Consider the following 1,481-nt stretch of genomic DNA (forward strand, 5'->3'; position numbering starts at 1 on the left):
GGCCTGCCGTGACCCAGGGGGAGGTGACGGTGTCCTCGTCGACGACGAGGACCCGCACGTCGGCCACCTCCGCGACCTGGTCGAGCCGTTCCCGCGGCCATCGCGCGTCCAGCGGGACGTAGGCGCCGGCGGCACGGACCGTGCCGAGGGACACCGACACCACGGCCGGCGACCGGCCGAGCAGCACCCCGACACCGGACTCGGGGCCGACGCCCAGGCCCGCGAGGCAGCGGGCGAGGTCGCCCGCGATCCGGTCGAGTCCGGCGTAGGTCAGGGTGGTGTCGTCCGCGGTGACGGCCACGGCGTGCGGCGTGCGGTGCGCCTGGGCCGCGAAGAGCGCGGGCAGCGTGGCGTCCGCGGCGCCGGCGGGCAGGGGGGCGCCGGTGCCCCGGTCTGCCAGGCGGGCGTGTTCGTCCGGCGTCATCAGGTCGTAGCCCGACAGGGGCAGGCCGGGGTCGGCCGTCACCTGTTCGAGGAGGCGCACGAGTCGGTCGGCGACGGATTCGACGGTGGCCCGGTCGAAGAGGGCCGTGGCGTACTCGATGCCCGCGGTGAGTTCGGCCGGACCGTCCTCACCGCGCTCCTCGGTGAAGGCGAAGGTGAGGTCGAACTTGCTCAGGCCGTTGTGGACGAGCCGGTCCTCGACCGTGAGGCCCGGCAGGTCGGGGCGGGCGGTCTCCTGGTTCTGCAGGACCACCATGACCTGGAAGAGCGGGTGGTGGTCGCGCGCCCGGACGGGGTTGAGGCTCTCCACCAGCCGTTCGAAGGGCACGTCCTGGTGCGCGTGGGCGGCGAGGTCGAACTCGCGTACGCGGTCGAGCAGTTCACGGAAGGTCGGGTTGCCGGAGAGGTCCGTGCGCAGGACGAGCGTGTTGACGAAGAACCCGACCAGGTCCTCCAGCGCCTCGTCCGTACGCCCGGCGACGGGCGAGCCGAGCGGGATGTCGTCCCCCGCGCCGTGCCGGTGCAGCACGGTGGCCACCGCCGCCCGGAGCACCATGAACAGGGTGCTGCCGGACCCCCTCGCCAGCTCCCGCAGCCGGGTGTACAGCCGGGGCGGCACGTCGAAGGTGTGGACGGCGCCCCTCGGGTCCACCGTGACCGGGCGCGGCCGGTCGAGCGGCAGCTCGGTCAGCCCGGGCAGTCCGGCCAGGGCGGTGTGCCAGTGGTCGAGCTGGCGCCGCAGCGGGCTCTGCGGTGCGAGGCCGTCCCCCAGCACCTCGCGCTGCCAGAGGGTGTAGTCGGCGTACTGGAGCGGGGGGACGGCCGGTGGTTCGGGCGCCCGCCCCCCGGTGCGGGCCCGGTAGGCGTCGCCGAGGTGGCGGGCGAGCGGGGCGAGGGACCAGCCGTCGCCCGCGATGTGGTGCAGGACGAGCACCAGGACGTGGTGTCCGGGCGCCGAACGCAGCAGCAGGGCGCGCAGCGGCGGGTCCTCGACGACGTCGAACGGTTCGCGCACGGCGTCCAGGACGGCCGCCTCC

The 1,481-nt window shown here is 75.1% G+C and carries 1 protein-coding gene; it reads right to left on the reverse strand.

Features of this window, described 5'->3' with window-relative positions:
• On the reverse strand, positions 1–1,481 hold a 1,481-nt coding region (locus tag IH13_RS0127395), incomplete at both ends, for a condensation domain-containing protein (RefSeq protein WP_031088653.1).

Source organism: Streptomyces sp. NRRL WC-3549, from assembly GCF_000721935.1.
Taxonomy (GTDB): Bacteria; Actinomycetota; Actinomycetes; order Streptomycetales; family Streptomycetaceae; genus Streptomyces.